Origin of the sequence: Allobosea sp. 117 (genome assembly GCF_000702305.1) — a bacterium.
Lineage (GTDB): Bacteria > Pseudomonadota > Alphaproteobacteria > Rhizobiales > Xanthobacteraceae > Ancylobacter.
In genome coordinates, this window is record NZ_JNLC01000010.1 from 479,481 (window position 1) to 505,847 (window position 26,367).

26 protein-coding genes are annotated in these 26,367 nt (G+C 68.0%); 16 read left to right on the forward strand and 10 right to left on the reverse strand.

The features are described 5' to 3' along the window. Positions 1-25 precede the first annotated feature (25 nt). Positions 26-1,465 (forward strand): sodium:proton antiporter, encoded by a 1,440-nt coding sequence (locus tag U742_RS0104250; protein ID WP_029350369.1) that lies wholly within the window; start codon positions 26-28, stop codon positions 1,463-1,465. A 22-nt stretch (positions 1,466-1,487) separates the two neighbouring features. On the opposite strand, the gene U742_RS0104255 is transcribed toward U742_RS0104250, so the two are convergent. The 3 genes from U742_RS0104255 to U742_RS0104265 form a co-directional block, all read right to left on the reverse strand. Then, entirely contained in the window at positions 1,488-2,021 is a 534-nt protein-coding gene (locus U742_RS0104255) for a DUF3016 domain-containing protein (protein WP_197028167.1), read from the reverse strand. Continuing rightward, the gene (locus U742_RS0104260; RefSeq protein WP_248310285.1) at positions 2,021-3,619 is read right to left on the reverse strand and encodes a phosphoenolpyruvate carboxykinase; all 1,599 of its coding nucleotides are present in this window, start codon (positions 3,617-3,619) and stop codon (positions 2,021-2,023) included. Before U742_RS0104260 ends, U742_RS0104255 begins: the two co-directional genes overlap by 1 nt. Positions 3,620-3,970: 351 nt before the next feature. Further along, positions 3,971-4,702 carry a HugZ family pyridoxamine 5'-phosphate oxidase gene (locus tag U742_RS0104265; RefSeq protein WP_029350375.1) on the reverse strand — a complete coding sequence of 244 codons (732 nt, stop codon included), beginning with the start codon at positions 4,700-4,702 and terminating at the stop codon, positions 3,971-3,973. 271 nt (positions 4,703-4,973) lie between these two features. On the opposite strand from U742_RS0104265, the gene U742_RS0104270 reads away from it, so the two are divergent. The 6 genes from U742_RS0104270 to ahcY all read left to right on the forward strand — a co-directional run bounded on the left by U742_RS0104270 (position 4,974) and on the right by ahcY (position 10,509). Continuing rightward, positions 4,974-5,672 (forward strand): response regulator transcription factor, encoded by a 699-nt coding sequence (locus U742_RS0104270; protein ID WP_029350377.1) that lies wholly within the window; start codon positions 4,974-4,976, stop codon positions 5,670-5,672. Between the two features lie 70 nt (positions 5,673-5,742). Further along, the gene (locus U742_RS0104275) at positions 5,743-7,644 is read left to right on the forward strand and encodes a sensor histidine kinase (RefSeq protein ID WP_081852862.1); all 1,902 of its coding nucleotides are present in this window, start codon (positions 5,743-5,745) and stop codon (positions 7,642-7,644) included. Between the two features lie 12 nt (positions 7,645-7,656). Then, positions 7,657-8,112, forward strand: a complete 456-nt coding sequence (locus U742_RS0104280) for an HPr kinase/phosphorylase (protein WP_029350381.1) — start codon at positions 7,657-7,659, stop codon at positions 8,110-8,112. Between the two features lie 144 nt (positions 8,113-8,256). Continuing rightward, entirely contained in the window at positions 8,257-8,658 is a 402-nt protein-coding gene (locus U742_RS0104285) for a PTS sugar transporter subunit IIA (protein WP_029350383.1), read from the forward strand. Further along, positions 8,655-8,948 carry an HPr family phosphocarrier protein gene (locus U742_RS0104290; protein ID WP_029350385.1) on the forward strand — a complete coding sequence of 98 codons (294 nt, stop codon included), beginning with the start codon at positions 8,655-8,657 and terminating at the stop codon, positions 8,946-8,948. The genes U742_RS0104285 and U742_RS0104290 overlap by 4 nt, the downstream gene beginning before the upstream one ends. A 154-nt stretch (positions 8,949-9,102) precedes the next feature. Continuing rightward, the gene (gene ahcY, locus U742_RS0104295) at positions 9,103-10,509 is read left to right on the forward strand and encodes an adenosylhomocysteinase (protein ID WP_029350387.1); all 1,407 of its coding nucleotides are present in this window, start codon (positions 9,103-9,105) and stop codon (positions 10,507-10,509) included. Positions 10,510-10,595: 86 nt separating this feature from the next. Here the strand turns inward: ahcY and U742_RS0104300 are convergent, their stop codons facing one another. Beyond that, a complete protein-coding gene (locus tag U742_RS0104300; RefSeq protein WP_029350389.1) occupies positions 10,596-11,087 on the reverse strand; it encodes a GNAT family N-acetyltransferase in 492 nt (163 codons plus the stop codon). Positions 11,088-11,319: 232 nt separating this feature from the next. Here U742_RS0104300 and U742_RS0104305 point away from each other — a divergent pair, with 232 nt between their 5' ends. Next, positions 11,320-12,126 (forward strand): HIRAN domain-containing protein, encoded by an 807-nt coding sequence (locus U742_RS0104305; RefSeq protein ID WP_156034122.1) that lies wholly within the window; start codon positions 11,320-11,322, stop codon positions 12,124-12,126. 115 nt (positions 12,127-12,241) lie between these two features. Next, complete coding sequence (locus U742_RS0104310; RefSeq protein WP_051660852.1) at positions 12,242-12,568, forward strand: hypothetical protein; 327 nt, start codon at positions 12,242-12,244, stop codon at positions 12,566-12,568. Positions 12,569-12,579: 11 nt separating this feature from the next. Here U742_RS0104310 and U742_RS0104315 read toward each other — a convergent pair whose 3' ends face one another. Next, positions 12,580-13,353 (reverse strand): ferredoxin--NADP reductase, encoded by a 774-nt coding sequence (locus tag U742_RS0104315; protein ID WP_029350394.1) that lies wholly within the window; start codon positions 13,351-13,353, stop codon positions 12,580-12,582. A gap of 60 nt (positions 13,354-13,413) precedes the next feature. After that, a complete protein-coding gene (locus tag U742_RS0104320; RefSeq protein ID WP_248310255.1) occupies positions 13,414-14,871 on the reverse strand; it encodes an APC family permease in 1,458 nt (485 codons plus the stop codon). A 260-nt stretch (positions 14,872-15,131) separates the two neighbouring features. Between U742_RS0104320 and U742_RS0104325 the strand changes: the two genes are divergently transcribed. Next, positions 15,132-15,542 (forward strand): VOC family protein, encoded by a 411-nt coding sequence (locus U742_RS0104325; RefSeq protein ID WP_029350400.1) that lies wholly within the window; start codon positions 15,132-15,134, stop codon positions 15,540-15,542. A gap of 12 nt (positions 15,543-15,554) precedes the next feature. Here the strand turns inward: U742_RS0104325 and U742_RS0104330 are convergent, their stop codons facing one another. Continuing rightward, positions 15,555-17,042, reverse strand: coding sequence for a sensor domain-containing diguanylate cyclase (locus U742_RS0104330; RefSeq protein ID WP_029350402.1), 1,488 nt, complete (start codon positions 17,040-17,042; stop codon positions 15,555-15,557). Between the two features lie 628 nt (positions 17,043-17,670). Here U742_RS0104330 and U742_RS0104340 point away from each other — a divergent pair. Next, a complete protein-coding gene (locus U742_RS0104340) occupies positions 17,671-18,288 on the forward strand; it encodes an exopolysaccharide biosynthesis protein (RefSeq protein WP_029350403.1) in 618 nt (205 codons plus the stop codon). A 16-nt stretch (positions 18,289-18,304) separates the two neighbouring features. Here the strand turns inward: U742_RS0104340 and U742_RS0104345 are convergent, their stop codons facing one another. Further along, positions 18,305-18,511: a hypothetical protein gene (locus tag U742_RS0104345; protein ID WP_029350405.1), complete on the reverse strand. Its 207-nt coding sequence runs from the start codon at positions 18,509-18,511 to the stop codon at positions 18,305-18,307. Positions 18,512-18,757: 246 nt separating this feature from the next. Here U742_RS0104345 and U742_RS0104350 point away from each other — a divergent pair, with 246 nt between their 5' ends. Continuing rightward, positions 18,758-19,153, forward strand: a complete 396-nt coding sequence (locus U742_RS0104350; protein WP_029350407.1) for a DUF983 domain-containing protein — start codon at positions 18,758-18,760, stop codon at positions 19,151-19,153. Here the strand turns inward: U742_RS0104350 and U742_RS0104355 are convergent. After that, a complete protein-coding gene (locus tag U742_RS0104355; RefSeq protein ID WP_051660854.1) occupies positions 19,138-20,529 on the reverse strand; it encodes an aminotransferase-like domain-containing protein in 1,392 nt (463 codons plus the stop codon). The genes U742_RS0104350 and U742_RS0104355 overlap by 16 nt on opposite strands. Before the next feature lie 145 nt (positions 20,530-20,674). Here U742_RS0104355 and U742_RS0104360 point away from each other — a divergent pair, with 145 nt between their 5' ends. Continuing rightward, on the forward strand, positions 20,675-22,075 hold the full coding sequence (locus tag U742_RS0104360) for a TIGR03808 family TAT-translocated repetitive protein (RefSeq protein WP_051660855.1): 1,401 nt from the start codon (positions 20,675-20,677) through the stop codon (positions 22,073-22,075). A gap of 116 nt (positions 22,076-22,191) precedes the next feature. On the opposite strand, the gene U742_RS0104365 is transcribed toward U742_RS0104360, so the two are convergent. Further along, positions 22,192-23,055 (reverse strand): ChbG/HpnK family deacetylase, encoded by an 864-nt coding sequence (locus U742_RS0104365; protein ID WP_029350413.1) that lies wholly within the window; start codon positions 23,053-23,055, stop codon positions 22,192-22,194. 100 nt (positions 23,056-23,155) lie between these two features. Between U742_RS0104365 and U742_RS0104370 the strand changes: the two genes are divergently transcribed. From U742_RS0104370 to U742_RS0104380, 3 genes are read left to right on the forward strand one after another with little or no spacing between them, the layout of a single operon-like run. Further along, a complete protein-coding gene (locus U742_RS0104370; RefSeq protein ID WP_081852819.1) occupies positions 23,156-24,199 on the forward strand; it encodes a glycosyltransferase family 2 protein in 1,044 nt (347 codons plus the stop codon). Then, positions 24,196-25,935 (forward strand): ArnT family glycosyltransferase, encoded by a 1,740-nt coding sequence (locus tag U742_RS0104375; RefSeq protein WP_051660856.1) that lies wholly within the window; start codon positions 24,196-24,198, stop codon positions 25,933-25,935. Before U742_RS0104370 ends, U742_RS0104375 begins: the two co-directional genes overlap by 4 nt. 8 nt (positions 25,936-25,943) lie before the next feature. Next, positions 25,944-26,354, forward strand: a complete 411-nt coding sequence (locus U742_RS0104380) for a GtrA family protein (RefSeq protein ID WP_029350419.1) — start codon at positions 25,944-25,946, stop codon at positions 26,352-26,354. Positions 26,355-26,367 lie beyond the last annotated feature (13 nt).

The window sequence follows — 26,367 nt, forward strand, 5'->3', positions numbered from 1 at the left end:
AACGCCGATCCTCAGGGGGATGCCGATGCTGCGAATTGCCACCGTGTCTGCCCTTGCCGTCTTTCTGGTGGCGGGCATCGGTCCGGCGACCGCGGCAGCCGAGGGCGTCAGCCTCGATGGCGCCGGGCTTTCCCTGCTCTGGGGGCTGCCCTTCGCCGGCATGCTGCTCTCCATCGCACTCATGCCGCTGCTGGCCGGGCATTTCTGGCACCATCACTACGGCAAGGTCGCGCTGTTCTGGGCGCTCGCTTTGCTGGTGCCCTTCGTCGCCATATATGGCGCGGGCCTCGCGGTGCACGAGGTCGCGCACGCCGCGCTGCTCGAATACATCCCCTTCATCATCCTGCTGTTCACGCTGTTCACCATCTCGGGCGGCATACTGCTCACCGGCAATCTGCACGGCAGCCCGGGCGTGAACACCGCGATCCTTGCCATCGGCACCGTGCTGGCGAGCCTGATCGGCACCACCGGCGCTTCCATGGTGCTGATCCGCCCCCTGCTGCGCGCCAATGACGATCGCCGCTACAACGTGCACACGGTGGTGTTCTTCATCTTCCTCGTGTCGAACATCGGCGGCTCGCTCACCCCGCTCGGCGACCCGCCGCTGTTCCTCGGCTTCCTGAAGGGGGTGAGCTTCTTCTGGACCACCGAGCACCTGTTCCACGACACGGTGGTGGTCGCCGGCATATTGCTCGTCGTCTTCTATCTGCTGGACCGCCACTTCTACGCGAAGGAAGACGGCCTGACACATTTGAACGACCCGACGCCCGACACGCCGGACGCCATCCCGATCGGCCTGCAGGGCATCCGCAACCTGCCGCTGCTCGCCGGCGTCATCGGCGCCATCCTGCTCAGCGCATTGTGGAAGCCGGGCATTTCCTTCGACATCCTCGGCACCGAGGTGCCGCTGCCCTCCATCGCACGCGACGTGATCATGCTCGGCCTCGCCGGCATCTCGCTCGCCATCACCCCCGCCTTCATCCGCGAGCGCAACGGCTTCGACTGGGAACCGATCCGCGAGGTGGCGAAGCTGTTCGCGGCGATCTTCCTCACCATCATCCCGGTCATCGCCATACTGAAGGCCGGCAGTGCCGGAGCGCTGGCGAGTCTGGTCGATCTGGTGACGGATGCCGATGGCGAGCCGATCAATGCCGGCTATTTCTGGCTGACCGGCCTGCTCTCGGCCTTCCTCGACAATGCGCCGACCTATCTCGTCTTCTTCAACCTCGCCGGCGGCGACGCAGTCGACCTCATGGACGTGCATGCGGTGACGCTGGAGGCGATCTCGGCGGGCGCGGTGTTCATGGGCGCGCTGACCTATATCGGCAACGCGCCGAACTTCATGGTGCTGGCGATCGCCAAGAGCCGCGGGGTGAAGATGCCGAGCTTCTTCGGCTATATGGCCTGGTCGGGCGTCTTCCTGCTGCCCTGCTTCGCGCTGATCACCTGGCTCTACTTCCTGTGACCTTCGCCATCCGGCCGGCGGCTCAGCTCTCGGCCGGACGGAGCGAGGCGAAGCGCGTGCGCATCCAGCGGTCCAGCATCGCCTTCTCGAAACGCAGCGGCTCGCCCGAGCGCACCGCCAGGGGGTCGGAGAGGTAGTCCACATAGGCGATGGCGTCCTCCCCGCGCGCGACGACCTTGCCGCCCCGGCGCAGCGTGAAGCGGAGCGTCGCGCTCGGCCAGGTGTCGGCCCGCATCACCCGCAGTTGCCCGGTGCGCGAGCGCAGCGGATCGATCTTGCCGGCAAGATCGAGCGCCACGACCTCGACATCGAGGCGATAGCCGTCGGGCAGCCGCCGTTCCGCGAGCCGGCCGAAGATGCGGCTGAGGCCCTCGAAGGTCAGCCGCTGGTCGGTGGGGCTCCAGGCGAGGTTCCCGTCGGCATAGCGGTCGGGCGTCGGGAAGGTGACGGCGGCGCTGCCCGCCTGCGCGGCCGGCGAGGCGGCCAGCACGCCCAGCGCGGCGAGCAGGAGGCCCGGCAGGCGGCGCGCATGCGCTCGTTCCCGCCGCCGTGGCATCATTCGGCCGCCTGCATCGCCTGCGGACGGGCCTCGCGCACCTCCTCGTCCACCTCGGCTTCGAAGCGGGCGAAGTTCTCGGTGAACATGCCGACCAGCTTGCGCGCTGTGGCGTCGAACGCCGCCGCATTCGCCCAGGTCTTGGCCGGATAGAGGATGTGCGGCTCGACACCCGGGATCGAGGTCGGCACCGCGAAACCGAAATAGGGATCGGTGCGGAAATCGGCCTCCTTGAGCGAACCGTCGAAGGCGGCCGCCAGCAGCCGGCGCGTCACCCCGATCGGCATGCGCCGGCCGGTGCCGAACGCCCCGCCGGTCCAGCCGGTGTTGATCAGCCAGCAATCGACCTCGTGGCGGGTGATGAGGTCGCGCAGCAGATTGCCGTAGACCGAGGGATGGCGCGGCATGAAGGGCGCGCCGAAGCAGGTCGAGAAGGTCGCCTGCGGCTCCGTCACGCCGGTCTCGGTGCCGGCGACCTTGGCGGTGTAGCCGGAGAGGAAGTGGTACATCGCCTGCGCCGGCGTGAGCCGGGCGATCGGCGGCATCACCCCGAAGGCGTCGCAGGTCAGCATGAAGATGTTCTTCGGCGCCCCGGCGCGGCTGCTGGTGCTGGCATTGGGGATGAAGTGCAGCGGATAGGCGGCGCGGGCGTTCTCGGCGAGCGAGCCGTCGTCGAAGTCCGGCAGGCGGGTGTCGGGATTGATCACCACGTTCTCCAGCACCGTGCCGAAGCGCTGGGTGGCGGCGAAGATCTCCGGCTCGGCGGCGGCCGACAGCCGGATGGTCTTGGCGTAGCAGCCGCCCTCGAAATTGAAGATGCCCTCCGCGCTCCAGCCGTGTTCGTCGTCGCCGATCAGCGTGCGCGAGGCCTCCGCCGAAAGCGTCGTCTTGCCGGTGCCGGACAGGCCGAAGAACAGCGCCGAATCGCCCGCCTCGCCGACATTGGCCGAGCAGTGCATCGGCATCACGCCCCCGGCCGGCAGCAGGTAGTTCAGATAGCTGAACACCGATTTCTTCATCTCGCCGGCATAGGCGGTGCCGCAGATCAGCACCACGCCGCGCGTGAAGTCGCACAATATGGCGGTCTGCGAGCGGGTGCCGTGGCGCTCCGGGTCGGCCTTGAAGCCCGGCAGGCAGACGATGGTCATCTCCGGCGCGAAATCCGCGAGCTCGTCGCGCTCCGGCCGGCGCAGCATAGTGCGGATGAACAGGCCGTGCCAGGCATATTCGGCATAGACCCGGACGCTGATGCGGTGCGCCGGGTCGGCGCCGCCGTAGAGGTCCTGCGCGAACAGCGAGCGGGTCGAGGCATAGGCGATCATGTCCTCCTTCAGGAGGTCGAAGGCCTCGCGGCCGATGCCGGGATTGTTGTCCCACCACACCTCGTCCTCGGTGCCCTCGTCGCGGACGATGAAGCGGTCCTTCGGGCTGCGGCCGGTGTGCTCGCCGGTCTCCGCCGCCAGCGCGCCATGCGCCGTCAGCCGCGCCTCGCCGCGCGCGATGGAGCGCTCGTAGAGAGCCGCCTCAGTGAGGTTCCAGAAGACCGCGCCCGGCCCCTCGAAGCCGAAGCCCTTGGCGCCATTCTCGGGATTGTGGATGCCGGTTTCCTGCAAGGCCGCCTCCTTCGCCCGGTGTTCCCGCCCGGGCTGTCGTGTTCATGGTGGGTCGCGCCCGGTCTTTGCGCCGGTTGCGGCAAGTCTAGTCTCGCATGGTTGGCGGCAAGTTGTGCTGTTTTTGCGGCAAATGTCGAGAGCGCCGCGCCTCTACCCGGCGAAGGCAAGGATGAGCCACCGATCGAGGCGGGCAAAGGCCGTCTTTACGTGGGCGAGTTCTCGATGTTGCTTCGAGATTAGAAGCGAATTGGAATACATGATGCCAGTGCGACTTGGCGCGCGGCAGGGACATATGGGTCAAGGTGAGCTGGGCGCCATCGTCCCGAAGCGCGCAGCTCAGGCGGCGCGGGTCTTGCGGGCGAGCTCGACCATGATCTTGTGGAGGTCCTCGGCGGTGGTGATGCGCCGGCCGAAATCGAGGCGGCGCACCCGCTCGCCGGCCATCAGCTCGCAGCCCTCAGGGTCGACGCCGATCAGCCGCCAGTCGCCCGCCGGCGCGCCGAGCAGCACCGTGGCATAGGCCGCCACCGCATCGGCATGGTCGGTGTTCATGTGCTCGACCGCGCTTGCCTCGGCCGCCACCACCTCCTGCGCGTCGCCGATCGGCGTGAGGATGGCGTCGCGCTCCACGTCGACGATGCGCCCGAAGCCGGCGACGAGGTGGGCGGCCTTCGGCTCGATCCGGTAGAAGGCGAAATCGGCGAAGCCCGCAAAGCCGGCTGAATCGGGGTGGCGCATGAGGAAGCGCCGCCTCACCGCCTCGTCCTCGGTCTTCGCGATGGTGCCGCTGATGCTGGCGCGCGCGCCCTGCAGCTCCTCGCCCGCCCGGCGCTCGTCGACGAGCAGCGAAACGCGCGAATCAGCGCGCAGATTCCGGGTGTGCCGCGCGAGGCCGGAGAGCAGCAGCACCGGCGCGCCGTCGGAGGCGGTCGCCACCTGCACCAGCGAGACATAGGGCGCGCCGTCGGCATCGAGCGTCGCCAGCGCCCCCATGCGCGCCTCGCGCAGCAGCACCCGCACGGCGCGGGCGGCGTCGAAAGTCTCGGCCGGAATGGCGGAACTGCTCATCTTTGCCTCATTCGCGATCTCCCCGGCGCCGGCTCCCCGGCCGGCGCGAGGTGCGGCACCGATCCCCGTCTCACGTGACGGCGGGGCGCCGACAGTGCTCCGCGCCGGGGCCGCGCTCAAGCGGCGGGACGACGCAGCGGTAGCGACGATTTGGCCCCGTGCCCCGAAAGGGCTATTTTCGGCGTGCCGCTTGTTGCCTGTCACATTATGGCCACGCCGGCACGGTTCACCGCGGGACGTCAAATCCGCGGCAGAACAGGAAAGTTCGCTCATGCCGACCATCGCCCTCGTCGACGACGATCGCAACATCCTGACCTCGGTCTCGATCGCGCTCGAATCGGAAGGCTACCGCATCCAGACCTATACCGACGGTGCGACCGCCCTCGACGGCTTCAAGACCAACCCGCCCGACCTCGCCATCTTCGACATCAAGATGCCGCGCATGGACGGCATGGAGCTGCTGCGCCGGCTGCGCCAGAAGAGCGACATGCCGGTGATCTTCCTCACCTCGAAGGACGATGAGATCGACGAGCTGTTCGGTCTCAAGATGGGGGCCGACGACTTCATCAAGAAGCCGTTCTCCCAGCGCCTGCTGGTCGAGCGCGTGAAGGCGGTGCTGCGCCGCGTCTCGCCCAAGGACGGCACCATGCCGCGCGAGACCGACAGCGCCAAGGTTCTGGAGCGCGGCCAGCTCCGTATGGACCCGGAGCGCCACACCTGCACCTGGAAGGGCGAGAACGTGACGCTGACCGTCACCGAGTTCCTCATCCTGCAGGCGCTGGCCACCCGCCCCGGCGTGGTGAAGAGCCGCAACGCCCTGATGGATGCGGCCTATGACGACCAGGTCTATGTCGACGACCGCACCATCGACAGCCACATCAAGCGGCTGCGCAAGAAGTTCAAGGTGGTCGACGACAATTTCGAGATGATCGAGACCCTCTACGGTGTCGGCTACCGCTTCAAGGAGTAGCGCCTCGTTGCTCGACCGGCAGTCCGCGCGCCCGCTCGGCGATGATGACGACGACGGCGAGGTGGGGCCGATGCCGTCCGCTCGCGCGCGCCGTCCGTTCCATCTCGGGCGCGTGGCGGGACTGTTCGCGGCGTTCCGGCGCGCGCGCCGTTTCGTCGCCTTCAAGAGCTTCTCCAGCCTCACCCGGCGCATCGTCTTCCTCAACCTCGCCGGCATGTGCCTGCTGGTCTCGGGCATCCTCTACCTGTCCGAGTTCCGCGCCGGGCTGATCGATGCGCGGGTGCAGAGCCTGCTGGTGCAGGGCGAGATCATCGCCGGCGCCATCTCGGCCTCGGCGCAGGTCGACGCCAACGCCATCACCATCGATCCCGAGCGCCTGCTGGAGCTGCAGGCGGGCGAGAGCTACGGGCCGGGCGAGGAGAGCTTCGCGCCGCTCGAATTCCCCATCAATCCCGAGCGTGTGGCGCCGGTGCTCAAGCGCCTCGTCGAGCCGACCGGCACGCGCGCCCGCATCTATGACCGCGACGGCGCCCTTCTGCTCGATTCCCGCTCGCTCTATTCGCGCGGCGAGATCCTGCGCTTCGAGCTGCCGGCACCGACGACGCGCAAGCCGAACTGGTTCGAGCGCGCCTGGAACCAGGTCAAGGTCTGGTTCGAGCGCGGCGACCTGCCGCTCTACAAGGAGCTCGGGCCCAACAACGGCAAGGGCTACCCGGAGGTTGGCGCGGCGTTGCAGGGGCAGAATTCCAGCGTCGTGCAGGTGAACGATCGCGGGCAGATCATCGTCTCGGTGGCGGTGCCGGTGCAGCGCTTCCGCGCCATTCTCGGTGCCCTGCTGCTCTCCACGCAGGGCGGCGAGATCGACGAGGCGGTGGCGGCCGAGCGCTTCGTCATCGTGCGCGTCTTCCTCGTCGCCATGGCGGTGATGGTCCTGCTCTCCTTCCTGCTCGCGGGCACCATCGCCGGACCGGTGCGCAAGCTCGCCGACGCCGCCGAGCGGGTGCGGCGCCGCACCCGCCAGCGGGTCGAGATCCCGGACTTCACCAGCCGCTCCGACGAGATCGGGCACCTGTCCGGAGCGCTGCGCGACATGACGGATGCGCTCTATTCGCGCATCGAGGCGATCGAGAGCTTCGCCGCCGACGTCTCCCACGAGCTCAAGAACCCGCTCACCTCGCTGCGTTCGGCCGTGGAGACGCTGCCGCTCGCCAAGACCGACGCGTCGCGCACGCGGCTGCTGGAGGTGATCCAGCACGATGTGAAGCGGCTCGACCGGCTGATCACCGACATCTCAGACGCCAGCCGGCTCGACGCCGAGCTGCAGCGGCAGGAGGCCGCGCCGGTCGACCTCAGGCGGCTGCTCAACACCGTCGTCGGCGTGCACAACGACGTCCGGCGTGGCGACGGGGTCAAGGTGAAGCTGGCCTTCGAGGCCGGCCCCGGCGGCTCGGACGAGTTCGTCGTGCCGGGCCACGATTCCCGCCTCGGGCAGGTCATCAACAATCTCATCGACAATGCCCGCTCCTTCTCGCCGCCCGGCGGCGAGGTGCGGGTGACCTGCCGCCGGCTGAAGGACAATGTCGAGATCGTGGTCGACGACGACGGACCCGGCATTCCGCCCCATGCGCTGGGCCGCATCTTCGAGCGCTTCTACACCGACCGGCCCGAGGAGCAGGGCTTCGGCCAGAACTCCGGCCTCGGCCTGTCCATCTCGCGCCAGATCGTCGACGCCCATGGCGGGCGCATCTGGGCGGAGAACCGTGTCGCCGAGATGCCGGTGAAGGGCGGGGCGAAGAAGACGAAGGCCAAGGCGGGGGTGAAGTCGGCGGCGAAATCGGCCGCGGCCATGGCGGGGTCCGGTGCGGGCGAGGGCGGGATCGGAACCGGATCGCCCGGCGAGGGAGCTGCGGCTCCGGCCACCACCGTCGCGCGCGGCGGAGCGCGCTTCATCGTCCGCCTGCCGGCCGCCTGAAGAGCGGCGCGCATGCTGGTCGTGCCGCCCTCCATCCATGCCTCCTGCGTCGCGGTGGGGGAGACCGGCGTGCTGATCCGGGGGCCGTCCGGCTCCGGCAAGTCGCGGCTCGCCTTCCAGCTCATCCTCGCCGCGCGTTCCGGGCTGATCGGGCCGACGCTTCTGGTCGCCGATGACCGCGTGCTGCTCGCCCGCCGCGGCGACGGCCTCGTCGCAACGCCGCCGGCCGACCTCGCCGGGCTGATCGAGGTACGCGGCGCCGGCATCCGCCGCGTACCCCACGCAGCGAGCGCCGTCGTCGGGCTGGTCGTCGACCTTTCGGCAGATGACGGTGCCCGCCTGCCGGATCCCGACAGCCGGCGCCTTCAGCTCGACGGTGTGGTGCTGCCGCGCCTCGCTTTGCCGGCGGGCGTCGATCCGCTCCCGCCGGTGATTGCGGTGCTCACCACGGAAGCGGTCCCGGACTGAGCAATTGCAGGCGCTTCGCGGGCGTTTTGCCTAAGATTCCGGCGCCACTTGCCATTTATGTGCAGTGCAACGATGATGGTGCCCCTGCAACGCAGGTGGCGGGCGACGCCCCTCGGAACGTGCCGCATCCGGCGGCGGAGCAGCATGATCGGTCTTGTACTTGTAACCCATGGTCGTCTCGCTACCGAGTTCCGCGCGGCCCTCGAGCATGTGATGGGCCCGCAGAAGCAGATCGAGACGGTGACCATCGGCCCCGACGACGATATCGAGCAGCGACGCAAGGACATCGTCGCCAGCGTCGAGGCCGCCAATTCCGGCGGCGGCGTGGTGATCCTCACCGACATGTTCGGCGGCACGCCCTCAAACCTCGCCATCTCGGTGATGAACGCACCCGACATCGAGGTGGTCGCCGGCATCAACCTGCCGATGCTGGTCAAGCTCGCCACCGTTCGGGCCGAGCTGCCGCTGAAGGAGGCGGTGGCGCAGGCGCAGGAGGCCGGGCGCAAATACATCAACATCGCCAGCCGGGTGCTCGCCGGGAAATGAGCGCGTCGGGTGCCAAAGCCGCGCTCCGGCGCGAGCTTGCCATCATCAACAAGCGCGGCCTGCATGCGCGCGCCTCCGCGAAGTTCGTCCAGACGGTCGAGAAGTTCGACGCCTGCGTGCACGTCTCGCGCAACGGCGAGACGGTCGGCGGCACCTCGATCATGGGGCTGATGATGCTGGCCGCGGCCCCCGGCACCACCATCGAGGTGGAGGCTGCCGGCCCGGAGGCGCAGGCGGCGCTCGACGCGCTCGACGCCCTGGTCGCCGACCGCTTCGGAGAGGGCGAGTAGCCCTCGTTCGCTTCCTCTTGGAAGTCGTCATATAAAGACATCTTTATATCGTTATTGTTTTTGCGCCGGCAGGCTGCTAAACCGCCGGCACGTCATGACGCGTCCGCTGGCCTCGCCGGGCCGGAACGGAGCAACGAGAACAGGGAAGCCAGCCATGGCCGTCGCCAGCGAATATATCGTCAAGGACATCAGCCTCGCCGATTTCGGCCGTAAGGAGATCGATCTCGCCGAGACCGAGATGCCGGGCCTCATGGCGATCCGCGCCGAGTACGGCCCCGCGCAGCCGCTGAAGGGCGCGCGCATCGCCGGCTCGCTGCACATGACCATCCAGACCGCGGTGCTGATCGAGACGCTGAAGGCGCTCGGCGCCGACGTGCGCTGGGTCTCGTGCAACATCTTCTCGACGCAGGACCACGCCGCCGCCGCCATCGCCGCCGGCGGCACGCCGGTCTTCGCCTTCAAGGGCGAGACGCTGACCGAATACTGGGACTTCACCGCCAAGCTGTTCGACTGGCACGGTGGCGGCGTTCCCAACATGATCCTCGACGACGGCGGCGACGCCACCATGCTGGTGCACCACGGCCTGCGCGCCGAGAACGGCGATGTCGCCTTCCTCGACAAGCCCGGCTCCGAGGAAGAGGAAATCTTCTTCGCGCTGATCAAGCGCCTGCTCGCCGAGAAGCCGAAGGGCTGGTTCGCGCAGGTCGCCAAATCGATCAAGGGCGTCTCGGAAGAGACCACCACCGGCGTGCACCGCCTCTACAAGCTGGCCGAGCAGGGCAAGCTGCTGTTCCCGGCGATCAACGTGAACGACAGCGTCACCAAGTCGAAGTTCGACAATCTCTATGGCTGCCGCGAGAGCCTCGTCGACGCCATCCGTCGCGGCACCGACGTGATGCTGGCGGGTAAGGTCGCCTTCGTCGCCGGCTTCGGCGATGTCGGCAAGGGCTCGGCCGCCTCGCTGCGCCAGGCCGGCGCCCGCGTCATCGTCTCCGAGGTCGATCCGATCTGCGCCCTGCAGGCATCGATGGAAGGCTATGAGGTGGCGACCATCGAGGACGCATTCTCGCGCGCGGACATCTACGTCACCTGCACCGGCAACAAGGACATCATCACCGTCGACCACATGCGGCAGATGAAGGACCGGGCGATCGTCTGCAACATCGGCCACTTCGACAATGAGATTCAGGTCTCCGGCCTGCGCAATTTCAAGTGGACCAACATCAAGCCGCAGGTGGACGAGATCGAGTTCCCCGCCGGCAACCGCATCATCCTGCTGTCGGAAGGGCGCCTCGTGAACCTCGGCAACGCGATGGGCCACCCGTCCTTCGTGATGTCGTCGTCCTTCTCGAACCAGACGCTGGCGCAGATCGACCTCTGGGCCAATCCCGGCAAGTACGAGAAGAAGGTCTACACCCTGCCGAAGGTGCTCGACGAGAAGGTGGCGGCGCTGCATCTCGAGAAGCTGGGCGTGAAGCTGACCAAGCTGCGTCCCGAGCAGGCCGACTATATCGGCGTGCCGGTCGAAGGCCCCTTCAAGCCGGATCACTATCGGTACTGAGCGGCGCCGCGCTGCGCGGACCGCCTGTCGAAATCCGCGAAGGCCGGGCTCGTCCCGGCCTTTTGCTTTCCGGAGGGCGGGGCCGCTCACAACTCCTTCTGCATCAGCACGAGGTCGAGCCGCTGGCCGAACTTGATGCCGATGCCGGGCATGTAGCCGCTCCGGACGAAACCGAGCCGCCCGTGCAGGGCGATGGAGGCCTCGTTGCCGGCGGTGATGCCGCCGATCATCACCTTCTTGCCGAGCCCCCGCGCCGGCTCGAACAGCGCCTCCAGCAGCATGCGGCCGAGGCCGCGCCCGCGACCCTCCCTTGCCACATAGACCGAGTGCTCGACGCTGATGCGGTAGCCCTCGAAGGGGCGGAAGTCGCCGAAGCTCGCATAGCCCAGTACCGCGCCGTCCTCGTCCGCCACCAGCACGGGATAGGACTTCGCCTGTCGGTCGGCGAGCCACTGGGCGCGCCCCTTCAGATCGGCCGGCGTCTCGTTCCAGATCGACGTCGAGTGGAGAACCTCGTGGTTGTAGATGGCGAGGATGGCCGGAAGGTCGGCTTCGGTGGCGGAGCGCAGCGTGATCATCCCGTCCTTCCCCTGAAGAATCGTGCGTTTGCTTTGAATTTCATAGCATTCGGGTCCTGTCTCGAAGGAAGTTGGGGACAAGCGCTGGAGTACCAGAAGGCGGTGTTGACGCCTCTGGGTTGCGCCAGCCTAACTTCACTGCTTTATTGCTCGCAGTCGGCGCAACGGGAAACGGGGGCGCCCTATGGAGACGTGGTCGTCTTTTATTGACGGCTTGGGGCGGGAAGAAAGCGTGGCAGACCCTGCCGCGTTGCTGCGTCCGGGCCTTGAACTCGAGCTTATACGGCTTCCCGCGGATGTGGGACGCCCCTTCGCTGTCGCCGTGCATCGGCGCGGCATGCTGATCGGCTATCTGCCGCGCCCGGATGCGCGGCTCGTCGCCAAGCTCATCGACCGTGGCGGCTCCGCGCGCGCTTTCGTGCTGGCTCTGCACCGGCAGCGCTCGCTGTCCGGCACACGGCTGAAGGACATCGTCATCGAGATCGAGGCCGGCAGCGCCGATGGCTCGCCTTTGCCGCAGGCCGATCTCGCCGAGATCGCCGCGCGCAGCGCCAGTCTTCCGGTCGGCGCCCGCCGAAGCATCCTGGCGCGCAGTCCCGTCGCGGGCAGCCTTTATGCCGGCGCGCTGGTCGCGCTCGGCATCTGGGCCGTCATGCCGGCGGTGACCGGCGAGCTCGACGGAGGCCGCATCGTTCGCGCCTTGACCGCCGAGGTTCCTTCGGGCGGCGAGGGCGCGCTGCCCGAGCCGACGCTGGCACGCGTCACGGGCTTCGAGCTCCCCCAGACGGTGGAAGCACCGCTCGACCTGCCTCCGGAGCTCAGCCCGCATGCCGCGCTCGCGCTCTCGACCGAGTCGATGGGCACGATCACCGAACGTGCCGCGGCGCCCTTTGCCGGGCTGCGGCCGGCGCCCGTCATCCCGGCCTGGGCCTCGGGGGCCGCGAGCGCGCCGCGCGCGGTGCCCGTGCGCGAGAAACTCGTCGCTGCCGTGCCGCTCCCGCCGCGCCGGCCGGACGATCTGCCGACCAAGAAGCGCTGAACGCCTTTTGATCCGCATTCTCTGGCAGGAGCCGCCCCGCATCCCATATCATCCGGGTGCGGGGCGACACCGCGAGCACTCCCGTCGGAGTGCCCCAGAGAGAAAGACGTCAGGGATGAGTTCCACCGACCCCTTCGATCGCATGCGCTTCACGGTCAAGCGTGTGAGCGGCTGGCAGATCGCGCTGGTCGTTGCCGCGGCGCTGGCGATCGGCACCGCGCTGGCGCTCGTTGCCGCCAGCGTGTTCCTCATCGTCCTGCCGATCGTCCTCGTCAGCGGTCTCGCCTACAAGCTGTTCGGCGGCCGCAAACCGGCGCGCGCGCCCGGCGGCATCACCGTCATCGATGCCGAATACCGGGTGCTGAGCCCGGAGGAAGCGGCCCGCGAGGATGCCCGCCGTCCGCGCGTCGGGCCCGCGGGCAGTCCCTATTCGGGCCGCTGACAACCGCGGCCCTATTTCTCGACGAAGGCCTTCTCGATCACGAAGTCGCCCGGCTCGGTGGTCGAGCCTTCCTCGAAGCCGCGATCCTTCATGATCGCCCGCATGTCGTCGAGGAATTGCGGGCTCCCGCACAGCATGATCCGGTCGTCTTCCCGGTCGAGCGGCGGCAGGCCGATGTCGGTGAACAGCTTGCCCGAGGTGATCAGGTCAGTGATGCGGCCCTGATTGCGGAACGGTTCGCGCGTCACGGTCGGGTAGTAGATCAGCTTCTCCCTCACCAGCTCGCCGAAGAATTCGTTCTCCGGCAGTTCGCGGGTGATGAGGTCCTCATAGGCGAGCTCGCCCACGGTGCGCACGCCGTGCACCAGTATGACCTTCTCGTAGGTCTCATAGGTTTCCGGATCGCGGATCAGGCTGAGATAGGGCGCGAGGCCGGTGCCGGTGCCGAGCAGATAGAGCCGCCGGCCGGGAACCAGATAGTCGACCAGCAGCGTGCCGGTCGGCTTCTTGCCGACGATGACCTCGTCGCCGACCTTGAGATGCTGCAGCCGCGAGGTGAGCGGGCCGTTCTGCACCTTGATCGAGAAGAATTCGAGCGTCTCCTCGTAATTGGCGCTGGCGATCGAATAGGCGCGCAGCAGCGGCTTGCCGTCGACCTCGAGCCCCAGCATTACGAACTGGCCGTTCTTGAAGCGCAGGGCTGGGTCGCGGGTGGTGGTGAAGGAGAACAGCGTGTCGGTCCAGTGGTGGACGCTCAGCACCCGCTCGTGATGGAGATTGCTCATTTACAGGCCAATTTCGTATAATTTGGTGGAAAACCATATCCCGATGTGATTGCGAGCGGTTTACTGCGCAAACGGGTCGGTGTCGACCCTCGCCGCGGCGATCGGTGCGGAAGCACCGGCCGTTCGCCGCAGCCGGCCCAGCACCGCACCGGCGGCGCCGACGAGGGCGACCAGCGCCGGGAAGGCCTGCACCTCCGCGCTCTTCGATCCGGCGAGAAGCTCCAGATTGCCGATGACGAGGCCGAGGCAGACGGCAAGGCCCACGGCTGCGACCGCCGGCGCCACCAGCCGGCTGAACGGCCCGGTATCGCCGCCGATCATCGCCGCCCTTCGGTGGAAGAAGGCGATGACGGCGAGGGCGACGAGGATCTGCAGCGCCAGCATGGCGATGGTGCCGAGCGCGCTCATCCACGAGAAGACGATGGCGAACGGGTCCTGACGCGCCAGCGCGAAGGCGGCGATGATGGCGACTGCGGCGGCGCTCTGCGCCAGCCCGGCGTCGGCCGGCGAGCCATGGACGGGATCGATCCGCGCCAGGCGGCGGGAGGCGATCCCGGCACGTCCGAGCGCGAAGAGATAGCGGCTGATGGCACTGTGGAAGGAGAGGGCGCAGGCGAACAGGCTGAGGATCAGCAGCAGCTCCATGGCCCGCGCCGCGAAGGGGCCGAGCAGCGCCCGCGCCGGCCCGATATAGAGCCCGGTCGGATCGGTGCGGGCGGCCTCGACCACCGATCCGATGCCGTGGAACTGCTCGATCGCCCAGCTCGAGCCCGCATAGAGCAGCGTGATCAGGCCGACCGCCGCATAGGTGGCGCGGGCGACGTCGCGGCGCGGCCGGCGCGCTTCCTCGCCGAATATGGCGGAGGCTTCGAAGCCGATGAAGCTCGCCACCACGAACACCATCGCCGCGCCGAGGCCGTGGGCGAACACGTTCTCCGGTCGGAATGGCGCGGCCGTCAGACCTTCAGGTCCGCGCGCCGCCACGATCGCGATCGCCAGCGCGGCGAGCACGGCGATCTCGCAGATCAGGCAGACGCCCAGCACCCGCCCGCTGAAGCGCACATTGCGCCGTCCGCACAGATGCACGACGGCGGCGGCCGCGATCGCACAGCCCCACCACGGCAGGCCGAGGCCCGCTCCGGCGAGCGCCTCGCTCGCGAACAGCCCGAACAGCGCGTAGACCGCCGCCTGAACGGACTGGTAGGCGAGAATGGCGAGAAAGGCCCCGGCGACGCCCGCCGTCGGCCCCAGCCCGAGCCCGATATAGGCGTAGAAGGCTCCCGCATCGGCCACATGCCGGCTCATCGCGGTTACGCCGGCGGCGAAGACGAGATAGAGCGCGCCGGCGAGCAGATAGGCGCCCGGCACGCCGATGCCGTTGCCATAGGCGAAGGCGCCGGGCGAACCGCCGACCACGGCCGTCAGCGGGGCCGCCGCCGCGACCACGAAGAACACGATATGCAGGACGCCGAGCGAACCGGCCCTCAGGCGGTCCGGCGGTCTCAAATCCTGGTTCATGAGCGTCATCCCGGCGTGCGAGGTGCTCCCGTTCCGGAATAGCGGCTTTCGGGTGAGCGGCGCCATGCGGCACTCGCGCCACAGGGGGCCGCTGTGCGACCATGTCGCGCCTCTAGGGCCCCTTCCGATCGGGTGGATCACCTGATCGATAAGAAAGGGCTCTCGATTCAACAGGCTGGAGCATTTTCCGATCGCGAAAGTCGATCAACTTTCGCGATCGGAAAATGCTCGAATCCACCTCGCCATGGACAGGGGGCTGCATGTTCAGCCACATCATTCTCGGCGCCCGCGACCTCGATCTCCTGGCGCGCTTCTATGATGCGGTGCTCGCGCCGCTCGGGCTGGAACGGGGGCCGCTGGAGGAAGGCGGCGATGGCGGGCCGCCGGGCATATTATGGCAGGTGCCGGGCCGCCGCTGGCCGCAGTTCTGGGTCCAGCTCCCCTTCAACGGCCTGCCGGCGACCTGGGGAAACGGCACGCAGGTGAGCTTTGCCGCGCCCTCGCCGGCGGCAGTCGATGCCGCTTGGCGGGCGATGCTCGACGGTGGCGGGACGGACGAGGGTGCGCCGGGCCTCAGGCCGCAATACGGGCCGGACTATTACGGCGCCTATGGCCGCGATCCGGAGGGCAACAAGCTCTGCTTCGTGCACGCCAACGACCTGCCGGCCTAACCGGCGGCGTTGCTAGTTTCGAGACGCTTCCACCTGCATGGCGCCGAAGGCCCGCTTGGCGCGGTACATCTCGAGGTCGGCGCGCTTGACGACGGATTCCAGCCGCTCGCCCGGCTCGCTGGTCGCCATGCCCATGGAAAGGCTGAGCGCGATGGCGGAGTAGAACTGGTTGTTCACCTCCACCAGCTTCTCGATGCTCTCCATCATGGCGAGGCCGCCGGCCGCGTCGGTGCCGGGCAGCAGCAGGGCGAACTCGTCGCCGCCGATGCGGGCGGCGCAGTTCGACTTGTCGAGCGCCTTGGCGATCACCTCGCCGGCGCGGCGCAGCAGCCCGTCGCCGGCCGCGTGACCGAGTTGGTCGTTCACCGGCTTGAGGTTGTTGAGGTCGATCATCACCACGGTGACGGGGAAGGGGCCCTTGCGCTCCAGCCGGTTGAGCTCGTCGACATAGAAGGAGCGGTTGTAGAGCTTGGTCAGCACGTCGTGCTTGCCGAGATATTCGAGATAGGCCTCGGCGCGCTTGCGGGCGGTGATGTCGGTGAGCGCCACCTGCACCAGCGACCAGTCGTGCTCGCGCCCCGGCAGCACCGAGAATTGCAGGTGGACATGCAGTTCCTCGCCGCCGAGCGCGTAGTTCACCACCTCGCGCTGCTGGAACAGCTTGCCGTTCCACAGGTCGATGAGCTGCTCGCGGAAATGTCTCTGCATGTCGTCGCGGAACACGTCCGGCAGGTTGTTGAGCAGCGTCGCCTTGTCCGGCGCGCCGAACATCTCCAGCGTATGGCGGTTCACGTCGATGACGCGGATCTCGCTCATGCACCTCAGCACGAATTCGGGATGCACGTCGGTGAAGACGCGCAGATCCTCGATGCCGCGCATGCGGACGTCGTCGAGGAGCGCCTTGACGGTGGAGAAGTCCTCGACCCACAGCGAGACCGGCGAGTTCTCGAACAGGCCGCGCGCATAGGCCTCCGCCTGCGCGATCTGCCGGCGCGACGTCTCGCGTTCGGTGACATCCTCGACGGCGAGCAGCACGCGTTCCCAGCTCTCCTCATAGCCGGGCAGCACGGTTCCCTGGAGCTGGATGTCCAGCCGGCGTCCGGAGAGCGTGTAGTTGACGGTGTTGCTGAAGAACTGCCGGCGCCCGTCCCAGAGCTGGGAGAGCTCCTCGATATGGGTCTTCAGCATGTCGTCGCGGAACACCCGCGGCAGATTGGCGATGAGATGGTCGAGGTCGCTCGCCTCGAAGAGGGTGAGCGTCTTGCGGTTGGCGCGGATGAGGCGGATGCGCTGGGAGCACTGACGCACGCGGTCGGGGGCGTCGCGCAGATAGTCGCGCAGCGAGGTCACGCCGGCGGAGCGCCATTCCTCGAACAGCGCCTTCACGTCGCTGAAGTCCTCGAGCCACAACGAGACCGGCGCGAGTTCGAACATCTCGATCTCATCGCGCAGCTCGGTTTCGATCGGGCCGAGTACCGACCCTTCGTTCAGGTTGAGCATGCTCGCCTTCGGTCAGTCACGTGCGGACTCATGCCAGTTTATACGCGTGAAAGCTAATCATGCGTAAGTGGCGCGCGCGTACTGCCATTGCGCGGTCCGTTAGGCTAGAGCAATTCCGCACGGAGCAAGCGGTTCGGGTGGAAACGTGCTCAGTTCATTGAACCGGGAGCATTTCCTTTCAATCGATGCCGATCCGATCGGGACATATCTGGAATGCGCCGGGATTGCCCCATGACGGGGCACCAGAGGTTGCGCTAAGGGGGCACTCATGACGATGCACGATTTCACGGCGAAACACTGGATCACGGCGGCGGTCATCATCCTCGTGGCGGTGGGCGCCTTCCTGTTCAGTTGGACCTGAGGGGTCGACCGGAATGTGAACGAGGGCTTCTGGCTATCGTCACATTCCTCGCCTATGTCACGCTGCGCTGCCCTTGCGGCCGGCTGATCGACGGCCGCGCGGCCGCTCCGTCAGGTCAAGAGGATGTCCGACCAGATCGAAACCCTGCCTTCCGCCCGGCCCCCCAACGAAGCGTCCGACTCCACCGGCGACGCGCCGCATCGGCACGCGGCCGGCGGCGAGTCCGCGGACGATGGTGCGACCCGTGGCGAGGCGTCGGCGTGGGACATGGCGGACGACGATGCGGCGACCCGGCTCTCGGACATTCTGCTCGGCATCGCCAATGACGAGGAGCGCGAGCGCATCGCCATCGGCGATCTGGTGAACGCCATGCGCGAGCGTGCTTTTGGCCCGCTCATGTTCATCTTCGCGCTACCGAATGTGCTGCCCACGCCGCCGGGCACGTCGGCTGTGCTCGGCGCGCCGCTGGTCTTCCTGGCTGCGCAGCTCGCCTTCGGACTCAATCCGTGGCTCCCGCGCGTGATCGCGGAGCGCTCGATCGCGCGCAACGACTTCGCCGGCTTCATCAACAAGGCCGCCCCCTGGCTCGCCAAGGCCGAGAGCCTGCTGCGTCCCCGTCTCGGAAGGCTGGCGCATCCGCCGGCGGAATATGCGGTGGGATTCGTCTGCCTGGTGCTTGCGGCGGTGCTGGTGCTGCCGATTCCGCTCGGCAACATGCTTCCCGCGCTCGCCATCTGCATCCTGTCGCTCGGCATATTGGAGCGCGACGGCCTGTGGATCGTGGCCGGCACGGCGCTCGCCTTCGCCTCGCTCGGAATCGTCTGGGGCGTGATCTGGGGTCTGGTGAAGGCCGGGCTCTATCTGCTCACCAGCCTGATCGGCTGAGAAGGTTCTTCCCGCGTCAATAGGCTGCCTGCGCCTGTTCGAGGGCGCGGGTCAGCATGGACAGGCATTCGTCGGCCTGCCGGCGGCCGGCCTCGTCGCCCCCCAGCCGGCGGGCGATGTCGCGCAGATCGCGGATGGCGACGTCGACGGCGGTCATCAGATCGATCTCGGGTGTCAGATCCTCGTCGCGGGACCGGCAGGGGAAGGGAATCACATTCGACATTGCACAACTCACGTCACCGAATCGCCTCACGGCGCAGCGCCACGATTGGCCGGAAATGGTTAACGCCCCCATTCCGCCACCTGATCCGTTCCGAGCTTCCGGGGGTGGGCGCGATACGTTCACGATCCCGTGCATGTCCTGACATATATGCATACAATTGCATTAATGGGTTGACATTGTATGGGTACGTGTCCATCTTGCCGGGCAAGGGCGCTGTCCATCGTGGCGCCCGGAAAGGTCCGTTCCATGTCCACCACCGATTGGCCCCGTCTGTCGCCCTTCGAGACCGGGGTGCGAGGCTGCTGCCCGCGTTGCGGACAGGGCCGGCTGTTCCGCGGCTTTCTCACCCTCGCCCCCCGTTGCGAGGCGTGCGGACTGGACTATTCCTTCGCCGATCCCGCGGACGGTCCGGCCTTCTTCGTGATCTGCTTCGGGTGTCTGCCGGCCGTCATCTTCGGCCTGTGGATCGAGGTCGCGTTCCAGGCGCCCTATTGGGTGCATCTGGTCACGACGCTGCCCTTCCTGCTGCTGACCTGCATCCCGCCATTGCGACCGCTCAAGGGCTGGCTGGTGGCGAGCCAGTACTACTTCAAGGCCGAAGAGGGACGGCTCGTCACGCCGCCGGCTCAGACGACGCCGTGATGGGCCGGCCGCCGCTCGCCGACGATGACGGCGAGCGTGCGCAGCGCTTCGGCGAGGCGCGCGCGGTCCGGGACCGCGCCGAGTGAGACGCGAACGGCGTCCGGCGCCGGTCCGGCGACATTGAAGGCGTCCGAGGCCGTCACGCCCAAGCCGCGTTCGCGCGCCGCTTCCATCAGCCGGTGGCGATCCCAGTGCGGCGGCAGCGGCAGCCAGATATGCAGGCCGCTCGGATGCGCCGCACTTTCCGGCAGCAGTGCGCGGGCCAGTTCCTGCCGCGCCCGCGCCTCCGCGCGCACGGCTTCGAGCACGCGTCGCGCCGTGCCGTCCTGGATCCAGCCCGCCAGCAGCGCCGTCATCAGCGGCGCCGGCATCAGCGTGAAGGCTCTGAGCCCGGCGAGGATGTCGTCGGCTCTGCGGCCGACGGGAAGCAGCAGGAATGCCGTCCGCAGCCCCGGCGTCAGGCATTTCGAGACGGTCGCGACATGGAAGGTCAGCGCCGGCGCCAGCGCGGCGAAGCTCGGCGGCGTCGCCTCCGCGAGCAGGCCGTAGGGATCGTCCTCGACGATGGGCAGATGCAGCGCCGCCGCGATCCGCGCGATCTCCCGTCGCCGCGCCTCCGGCATGGTGACCGTGGTTGGGTTCTGCATGTTCGGCTGCAGGTAGAGGAAGCGCGGCGCGTGCGTGCGGCAGGCGCGCGCGAGCGCGTCCGGCATGATTCCGCCCTCGTCCGCCGCCACCGGCTCGACCCTGACGCCGAGCTGCGCCGCCGCGCCGATGAAGCCCGGATAGGTGCGCGGCTCCGCCAGCACCACCTCGCCCGGGCGGGCGAGCGTGGAAAGCAGCGCCGCGAGGGCCGCCTGCGCGCCGGCGCAGACGACGATCCGCTCGGGCGCAACGGGTCCCGTCACCGGCGCGAGCCATTGCGCACCCGCCGCGCGCTCCGCCGACGCTCCCGGTCCGACGTGATAGGACATCACCAGATCGGCGCTCGCGCGTCGCAGCACCTGGCCGATGCCCTGCTCGATCAGCCGGCCGAGATCGAGACCGCGCGGCGAGGGCGGGATGTTCATCGAGAGGTCGACCGGCGCCGCGCTCGCCCGCCCGTCCGTCAGGAAGGAGCCGCGCCCCGTGACGGCATCGACGAGCCCGCGCCGGCGCGCCTCGGTATAGGCGCGGGTGATGGTGGTGAGATCGACGCCGAGCCGCGCGGCGAGCCGGCGTTGCGGCGGCAGCCGGTCGCCGGCCTTGAGGGTGCCGTCGGACAGGGCAGCTTCCAGCGCCGCGACGATCTGCAGATAGATCGGCCCGCCGCCCGGGTCGACTGCCGTGATCCAGTCGGGGCCTATGAGCTCAGACGGCGCGGCCGGGTTCGGCATCGATACGATGCTCCATACGATTCCGCTCGTGTATGCTCCTTCCCATGAGCGCGTGCAAGCCGCTGTCGGGGCGGTTTTCAAACCGGTTGCGGGCGTGGATAGTGGCGAGGTTCCCGCGCCGGTCGCGCGGCACTCCCGGGGCGCCATGGCCAAGCTGTCGGACACACCAATCCTCTCGATCGCCGGCAAGCCGAGCCGACGCGCCATGCTCGGCAGCGCGGGCGTCGCGCTGGGCTTCGCCGCGACCCAGGCTGTCACCGGCAAGGCATGGGCGGCGCCGGGTGACATGACCCTTGCCGCGACCTCCTTCGGCGTTAAGCCCGGCAGCGGTGATGACCAGAGCCGCGCGATTCAGAAAGCCCTCGACGCGGCCACGCAGGCCCGCCTGCCGCTGTTCTTTCCGCCCGGCTCCTATGTGGCGAGCGAGCTTGTCGCCCGACCGGGGCTGCGGCTTCTCGGCGTGCCGGGCGCCAGCCGGATCGTCCACGCCGGCGGCATAAACATCCTGAGTGCCTCGAAATGCGACGGCTTCTCCGCCGAAGGGCTGGGCTTCGATGGCGGCAAGCTGCCGATCCGCGACGGGGAGGGTCTGCTGACCATCGCCGACAGCGCGGCGGTCTCCATCCGCGATTGCACGGTCACCGGTTCTTATGAAAGCGGGCTCGTGCTGCGCAGCGTCGCCGGCGATGTGACCGGCTGCACCGTGGATGGAGTGGGCGTCACCGGCATCTTCGCGCTCGATTCGCGCGGGTTGGCGCTGCGGGACAATACGGTCCGTGGCTGCGCCAACAACGGCATCCAGGTCTGGCAGTCGGAAGCGCGCGAGGACGGCACGCTCGTCACCGGCAACCGCATCTCCGACATCGCCGCGCGGGATGGAGGCACCGGGGAGAACGGAAACGGCATCAACGTCTTCCGCGCCGGCAACGTGATCGTCGCCAACAACCGCATCTCGAAATGCGCCTTCACGGCGGTGCGCTGCAATTCGTCCTCGAACGTCCAGGTGCTGGGCAACAACTGCTCGGATATGGGCGAGGTCGCCCTGTTCGTCGAGTTCGGCTACCAGGGCGCGGTGGTGGCCAACAACATCATCGAGCGCGCTGTTTTCGGCATCAACGTCACGAACTTCGATACCGGCGGACGCCTCGCCGTCGTGCAGGGCAATGTGATGCGCGATTTCGTCGCCCCGCCCGTCACGGACAATCCCGACGACGTCGGCAGCATCGGCATCATCGCAGAGGCGGACATCGCGGTGACCGGCAATGTCATCGAGGGGGCGAACTATATGGGCATGCGCCTCGGCTATGGCCCCTTCCTGCGCGACCTGACCGTCACCGGCAATGTCATCCGCCGTTCCGGAATCGGCATCGGCGTGTCGCTGGTGGAGGGCGCGGGGCAGGCGGTGATCGCCGACAACCTCATCGCCGAATCGGTGAACGGCGCCCTTGTGGGCTTCGCCTGGAGCAAGGCGACGACCGGCGATCTGCTCGCGCCGGGCGCCAAGGTCGACCCGCGGCTGACGCTGTCCGGCAACCGGGTGCGATAGAGCATTTTCCGCGAAAGTTGAGAGACTTTCGCGATCAGAAAATGCTCCAGCCTATTGAGTCGAGAGCACTTTCTTATCGATCAGGTGATTCCACCTGATCGGAAAGGGCTCTAGCCTCAGGCGCCGATGTCGCGGAATCGGGCGGGGTGCAGGCCGGCGGCTGCGAGGTCCTCGCCGCACGCGTCCGAGGACAGGTAGGCCAGTTCGCGCTCGCGTGGCTCCAGCAGCGGATCGAGCGCACGCAGCTCCTCGTCCACGATGCCGGGATGGCAGTGGACGAGAATGCGCCTCCCCGACCCCTTCAGGCTCGCCCGGAACACCTCGCGATAGGGCAGCCGGTCCGAAAAATCATAGAGCCCGCGGAAGCTGTCATTGGTCGGCACGCCGCGCTTGGCCGCCGCCCGGCCGAGGCCGGCGCCGAGCGAACCGATCACCAGCGCCTTGGAGAGGCCGACGCGGCGCCGCGCCGCCTCGGCGGGAGCTTCCGCGCAGGCGCGCATCCAGATCGGGTGGTCGGCGTAGCGCGCCGCCATCTCCTCGATCACCACGCCGCGTACGCCCGGCAGCAGATGTGCGTGCTGGTGTCCGTCGATGAAGTCTGGCGGCGCCCCCCACACATCCTCGAAGGCGTCGAGCTGCGCGCGCAGCTCGGTGCGCACGGCCTCGGAGGGCAGGGCGCCGGCGAGCGACTGCCGGATGAGCCGGCCGATCGTCGGCAGCCGGCCATCGACCGCAAGGCCGGGAGCGGCGGTGATCGGGCGCTGTTCGGTGAGTGTGAAATGGAGCCCGATATCGGCCGGGCTGCTAGCGACGGTCTGGCGCAGGCTGCCGGCGCGCCGCCGCCAGGCCGGCAGTCCGGTCATCGCTCCGGTCGCCGAGAGCCGCCCCGCCGCGATGAGCTGTTCGATGGCATCGCACACGCCGCCACTCAGACCGTAATCGTCGGCGCAAACTACTATCATCTTGCGTGCAAATACCATCGCGGGAGCAGCCAAACAAATATCACAATCTCTCTATAGCGTCTGCGTCCAAGGAAATCGCATGACGTTTACGTAATATCCCTATCAGAGCAGGCGCGACATGCTGCACGGGAAGCCCGATAATTTTGAAGATACCGCGCGAGCGTCCTATCTGAGATCAGCTCATTCCATCTCGATCGTTATTCCCGTCTATAACGAATCGGGCAGTCTAGAGGCGCTGCACCGCCGGCTTAGCCTTGCGCTCGACGCCTATCCGGCGATGCAGCGCGAGTTTGTCTTCGTCGACGACGGCAGCCGCGACGACAGCTTCGCCACCCTCGCGAGGCTCGGTGCCGGCGATGCCGCCGTGAAGGCGCTACGTTTCGCACGCAATTTCGGCAAGGAGGCGGCGATGGCCGCCGGCCTGAGGGCCGCGACCGGCGATATCGTGGTGCTGATGGACTCCGACCTCCAGCACCCGCCGGAAGTCGTTCCCGCCATGATCGAGAGCTGGCGGCGCGGCGCCCAGATGGTCACGGCGGTGCGCCGCTCGCGCGATACCGACCCGCTGGTGCGCCGCCTGTGGAGCCGCGGCTTCTATCATTTCTTCCGGCTGATGTGCGAGGTCGACATTCCCGAGGGCGCCGGCGATTTCCGCCTGTTCGACCGGCGGGTGGTCGATGCCATCAACAGCCTGCCGGAGCGCAACCGCTTCATGAAGGGCATCACCTCGTGGGTCGGCTTCCGCCAGGGCGAAGTCGATTTCGAGGTCGCCGAGCGTACCGCCGGCGTGAGCTCGTTCTCCTTCATCCGGCTGCTGCGCTATGCCGTGGACGGGCTCTCGGCCTTCTCCATGGTGCCGCTGCGCGTCTGGTCGCTGGTGGGCGTCGCGCTCGCCTTCGTCTCGGCGCTCTACGGCGCCTATCTGATCGTCGAGGCGCTCTATCTCGGCGTGAGGACGCCCGGCTTCGCCACCATCATGGTCAGCACGCTGTTCCTGTCCGGTGTGCAGCTCATCAGCCTCGGCGTGATCGGCGAATATATCGGCCGCATCTTCACGGAAGTGAAGCGCCGCCCGCTCTATCTGGTGGCCGACGAGATCGGCTTCGCCGGTCCTGCGGCCCTGCGTTCCCCCGCCCTCGCGCCGGATGAGATTGCATCGTGACGTTCCGCGTATCCGAGTCCGCCGCGCCGACGGCGCCTGCGCTGCCGGTCTTCCTCAAGCGCGCCTGGCGTTCGAGCTCGCTGACGCGCCTCGCCAGCCTCGTGCTTTTCGCGGCGCTGGTGGCCTGGGTGCTCGCCGTCTTCCGCGACTACGGCATCAGCAATGACGAGCCGGTGCAGCACACTTACGGCCAGCTTCTCTGGGCCTGGTACGAGAGCGGGTTTTCGGACACCCGCGCCTTCCACTACATCAACCTCTATCTCTATGGCGGCCTGTTCGACCTGATCGCCGCCGGCCTCGACGGCCATGTGCCGCTCGAGACCTATGAGCTGCGCCATCTGCTGTCGGCGAGCTTCGGCCTCGTCGGCCTCCTCGGCGTCTGGCGGCTCGGCCGGCTGCTCGGCGGCGAGAAGGTCGGCATCGCCGCCTCCGTGCTGCTGGCCTTCACCGGCATGTATGGCGGCGCCATGTTCACCCACACCAAGGACGTGCCCTTCGCCGCCGCCATGGTGTGGAGCCTCTATTTCACGACGCTGGTGGCGCATCGCCTGCCGGAGCTGCCGTCCTGGCGGACGGTGGCCGGCCTTGGCCTTGCGGTCGGCTGCGCGCTCGGGCTGCGGGTCGGCGGTGTCTTCGCCGTGCTCTATCTCGGCGTGACGATGGCCGCCGGGGCGCTCCTGCTCGGCGATATCCGCCTGTTCGGGCGCCTCGTGCTGCGGCTGTTGCCGGCCGGCGCGCTCGCCTATGCCGTCATGGCGGTGACATGGCCCTGGTCGGTGATGCCGCCGACCAACCTGTTCACGGCGATGGGCACGTTCAGCAATTTCGGCTTCGATCTGAAGACGCTGATCAATGGCCGGGAGGTGCTGATCGACCAAGTGCCGGGCACCTACATGTCGGAATATCTGCTGATCAAGCTGCCCGAGGTGACGCTGCTCGGCCTCTTCGTGGCGATCCCGTTCGCGCTCGCCTTCGTCGGGTCGGGGCTGCGGCGTGGAGGAGCGGACTGGCGCTGGCGCCTCGTCCTCGTTCTGCCCCTCGCGCTCTCGCTCGCCGTGCCGGTGGCGTTCACGCTGCTCGACCATCCCCCGCTCTATAACGGCATCCGCCATTTCCTGTTCGTGCTCCCGAGCGCCAGCCTCATCGCCGCGCTGGGTCTGAAGGCGGGCTGGCGCTGGATGCTCTCGCGTTCGGCGCCGCTCGGCTTCGCCTTCGCCAGCATCGCCCTCGGGCTGTTCCTGTTCAACGCGACGAATTTCGTGCGCCTGCATCCCTTCGAATATGTGAGCTACAACCAGCTCGTCGGCGGCGTCGCGGGTGCGGCTGGCCGCTTCGAGGGCGATTACTGGTCGACCAGCCTGCGGCAGGCGGCGCTCGAATTGCGCCGCGGCATCGAGCAGGAACCCAATCCGACCGGTAAGCCCTATGAGGTCGCGATCTGCGCCGAGGATCAGCAGGTCAAGGACCTGCTCGGGCCGCGCCTCGAACTCATCGACGACTGGGACAAGGCGGATTTCCTGCTCACCGCCACCAATATCGGCTGCGACAATCTCGTACCGGGCATGACCTATCGCACCATCAGCCGTCTGGGCGTTCCGCTGGCCATGGTGGTGGATATGCGTGCCCGCCACGAGCCGGTGATCGAGCCGCTGCCCTGGGACGACGACGAGAACCCCGAGACGCCGCCGGTCGCCTTTGACGGACCCGGCTCGGCGCTCGTGGCGAGCCGCAAATAGAGGCCGCCATGACGCTCGCCCGCCTGCGCCACTTCCTGCTGTTCGCCGCTCTCGGGGCGGTGGGGACGGTGGCGCATTACGCGGTGCTGATCGGCCTCGTCAGCGGCGCGGGCTTCGGCCCGGTGGTTGGCGCGACGGCGGGGTTCCTCACCGGCGCGCTGGTGAACTACCTGCTGAGCCGCGCGGTGGTCTTCCGCGGCTCTTCCAGCCCGCACCATGAGGCGGCGGCGAAGTTCCTGCTCGTCGCCGGCGTCGGGCTTGTGCTGAACGCGGCGCTGATGGCGCTGCTCACGAGCTTCGGCGTGCCCTATATCCTCGCCCAGATCGGCATCACCGCCCTGCTGGTCGTCTGGCACTATGCCGGCAACCTGCTCTGGACCTTCCGGACGGATTCCCCGGCCGCGCCGGCGGCGCATTGAGATATCCGGCCTC